Origin of the sequence: Rhodovulum sp. (assembly GCF_011048875.1) — a bacterium.
Taxonomy (GTDB): domain Bacteria; phylum Pseudomonadota; class Alphaproteobacteria; order Rhodobacterales; family Rhodobacteraceae; genus Rhodovulum; species Rhodovulum tesquicola.
Genome location: NZ_DSDD01000150.1, coordinates 1 through 3,566, shown reverse-complemented (window position 1 = coordinate 3,566; position 3,566 = coordinate 1). Strand labels below are relative to the sequence as shown.

At 70.6% G+C, this 3,566-nt stretch carries 3 protein-coding genes; all 3 read left to right on the top strand.

The annotated features are described in order from the left end of the window. Positions 1–333 precede the first annotated feature (333 nt). The 3 genes from paaI (at position 334) to ENN83_RS05335 (ending at position 3,534) form a co-directional block, all read left to right on the top strand. Entirely contained in the window at positions 334–759 is a 426-nt protein-coding gene (gene paaI, locus ENN83_RS05345) for a hydroxyphenylacetyl-CoA thioesterase PaaI (RefSeq protein ID WP_287184917.1), read from the top strand. Positions 760–798: 39 nt separating this feature from the next. Further along, on the top strand, positions 799–2,109 hold the full coding sequence (gene paaK / locus ENN83_RS05340; protein ID WP_287184915.1) for a phenylacetate--CoA ligase PaaK: 1,311 nt from the start codon (positions 799–801) through the stop codon (positions 2,107–2,109). A 108-nt stretch (positions 2,110–2,217) separates the two neighbouring features. Next, the gene (locus tag ENN83_RS05335) at positions 2,218–3,534 is read left to right on the top strand and encodes a hypothetical protein (protein WP_287184913.1); all 1,317 of its coding nucleotides are present in this window, start codon (positions 2,218–2,220) and stop codon (positions 3,532–3,534) included. Positions 3,535–3,566: the final 32 nt, after the last annotated feature.

Genomic DNA, 3,566 nt, shown 5'->3' with positions numbered 1-3,566 from the left:
CCGCGCCGGCCAGTAGCGTGCCGAATGTCGTCCGTATCGCCATGATGTCCTCCCGGAATGCGATGTCGGATAGGGGGTGGGCCTGCTTGCCGGGCCTCCTCTGCCCGGCGGTTCAGGCCCTTTGTGGGGGGGGCAAGGTTGCGTTACTTGGCCCTCCCGGCCGCGATTGAGCCGTCTCCGGCCCTGCGCATCATTCCGCAGGAAACGATCGGAAAGGCCGGGGCCGATGATCGGTAATTTTCTTGTGTCTCCGCGGAGGGTTTAGGGCGGGCATGGCGCCCAAGGTGACGGGCAGGCCGGGCGCCTAGGCGACCGAGCGCCGCAGGAGGCCCGATGACCCCGAAGGCGCGCGCCGAGGCCTGTGCGGCCGCCATCTCGGCCGCGACGCGGGCCGAGCACTGGCTGGGGATCGAACTGGTCGAGATCGCCGCGGGCCATGCCGTCATGCGGATGAGCGTCGCGTCCCATCATGCCAACGGGCAGGGGGTCTGCCATGGCGGGGTGATCTTCGCGCTGGCCGACAGCGCCTTTGCCTATGCCTGCAACAGCCGCAACGCCTCGACGCTGGCGCAGCACGGCACGATCAGCTTCGTCGCGCCCGCGCAGGTGGGCGAGGTGCTGACCGCCACCGCCTGCGAACGCTCGCTGGCCGGGCGCAACGGGATCTGCGACGTGCGGGTGGAAACCGCATCGGGGGCTGTGGTGGCCGAGATGCGCGGCATGTCGCGCAGCGTTCGCGGCCAGTGGATCGAGGAATGAGACGGCCGGGCAGGGCGCCGCGCCGGAATGGAGGGTGGAATGAAGGATCTGAGCATGGACCGGGACGGTCTCGACCCGATCGAGCTGGCCTCGCGCGACGAGATCGAGGCGCTGCAACTGGACCGGCTGAAATGGTCGCTGCGCCATGCCTATGACAATGTGCCGATGTATCGCGACCGCTTCGACGCCAGGGGCGTGCATCCCGACGATCTGACATCGCTGGCCGACCTGGCGGCCTTCCCGTTCACGGTCAAGAACGACCTGCGCGACCATTACCCCTTTGGCCTGTTTGCCGTCCCGCGCGAGCGGATCGTGCGGCTGCATGCCTCGTCGGGGACCACCGGCAAGCCGACCGTGGTGGGCTATACCCAGCGCGATATCGACATCTGGGCCGATCTGATGGCGCGCTCGCTGCGCGCAGGCGGCGTGCGGGCGGGCGATGTGGTGCATGTGGTCTATGGCTATGGCCTGTTCACCGGGGGACTGGGGGCGCATTATGGCGCGGAACGGCTGGGCGCGACCGTGGTGCCGGTCTCGGGGGGCATGACCGAACGCCAGGTGACGCTGATCGAGGATTTCCGCGCGACCGCGATCATGGTCACGCCCTCCTACATGCTGAACATCCTGGAAGAATACCACCGCCGGGGGCTGGACCCGAAAGACAGCCCGCTGCAGACGGGCCTCTTTGGCGCCGAGCCCTGGACCGACGCGATGCGCCGCGAGATCGAGCAGGCCTTCGACATGCACGCGGTCGATCTGTACGGGCTGTGGGAAATCCTCGGCCCCGGCGTCGCGATGGAATGCGTCGAGACCAAGGACGGCCTGCACCTGTGGGAGGATCATTTCTACCCCGAGATCATCGACCCCGAGACCGGCGAGGTCCTGCCCGATGGCGCGGTGGGCGAACTGGTCTTCACCACGCTGACCAAGGAGGGGCTGCCGATGATCCGCTACCGTACGCGCGACCTGACCCGGCTGATGCCGGGCACGGCGCGCAGCATGCGGCGGATGGCGCGGATCACGGGGCGGTCGGATGACATGATCATCCTGCGCGGCGTGAACCTCTTTCCCTCGCAGATCGAGGAACTGGTGGTGGCGACCGGCGGGCTGACCAACCATTACCAGATCGAGCTTTACCGCGCGGGCCATATGGACGCGATGCGTGTGCATGTCGAATGCCGCCCCGACAGCGCGGACGAGCTGTCGCGCGCCGCCGCCGCGCGGATGCTGCACAAGCGGATCAAGGACGTGATCGGCGTCTCGACCGAGATCGAGGTCAGGGGGCCGGGCGAGGTGGCGCGCTCGCAGGGCAAGGCGCAGCGGCTGCCGGACAACCGACCCAGGGGCTGAGCGCGGCGCGGGCGATGGACGGAAACCCGCCTCGGCACGCGTTTACCCTTTGGTAAGGGCGATCGGCCAACTTGCCCGGAATGCCCCGTGCCGCTAAGGGTCAGACCCATGACGCAGGAGCGCCAGAAAGCCGCCCCAGGATCGGGCCGGGACCGCCAGGCCGACGATATCGCCCGGTCCTATGCCCGCCTCTCTCCCCGGACCGCCCGCCAGTCATGGCAGGGCGCTGCCGCGCTGTCGGTGGCGGTGGGCCTGTCGCTGACGGCGCTGGCCTTCCTCGTGAGCGGCGAGCGGCCTTTTGCCCCGCCCGGACCGCCTGATCTTCGGCTGGCCGAGACGGCACCATCGGTGCCGTCGCAGGTGCCGCCGCCCGCGGCCGCGTCAGTGGTCCCCGCGCCGCAGGCGGCGCCAGCCTCGCCCCCTGCGCCCGATCCCGCCCCGCCCGCCATCGCCGTCACGGTGCATGCCGGCGCGCCCGCCCTCGTGCCGCCGCCGCGCCCCGGGCCGCGGACGCTGGCCGCCGTGCCGCTGCGCCCCCGTGCGCGGCCTGAGGCGGGGCTGGTGGCGCGCGCGTCTTCGGTCATGGCCTCGCTGGCCGATCTGTCCGTGACCCCGCATTCGCCCCTGCCGCGCGGCAGGGCCTGCGGGGCGCAGCTTGCCGCCGCCATTCCCGCCCGGCCCGGCGGCGCGGCCGCGGGCAGCGCGCTGGCCCGTGCGATGGACGGGTTGACCGGCAGCGGGCGCGACAGGCTGATCGCGCGGGAACTGCTCCGGGGCAACATCCCCGCCTTCCTGCGCGACCTGACGCCGGTGACGCTTGCCGGACGCATGCCCGATGGTCGTCGCGCCGAGGTGACGATCTGCGTGACGCCCGATTACCTGGCGCTGGGCAGCGACGCGGATTTCCTGCGCGTGCCGATGGGCCTGCCTGCGGCGGCGCTGGTGGCGGACCGCTTCGGCTTCCTGCTGCCGACGACGCGGATGGTGGACGCGGTGCATGCCCAGGCCGGGCTGCGGCTGGCGCCGCAACCGATGACACCGGGGGCCGAGATGACCTCGACCCGCTATTTCCGCCAGCATAACAGCACGGTGCAGGGCCAGACCCGCGGCCGGGCGGGGCTGCTGACGGCGGGGCAGAAAAAGGACCTGGTGCTGACCAACCGGCTGCGCGAGATGCCGGGCCGGGTCGCGATCTATGGCTGGCACCGCCCCGACGGCCAGCCGATCCAGCCGCTCTCCACGGTGCATGGCGCGCGCTATGCCGATTACAGCCACGGCGTGCGGCTGGTCAGCCAGACCGCCTTCGTGAAGGGTCGGCCGGTCGCGCTGGCCGCGCTGCTGGCCGATCCGGCCTTTGCCGCGATCCTGACCGGCGAAGGCCCGATCACGGCGCCGGACCGCCTGATGGCCTCGCTCTACCGCTAGAGTTGTTTCCGATCAAGTTGAAGCATATCCTG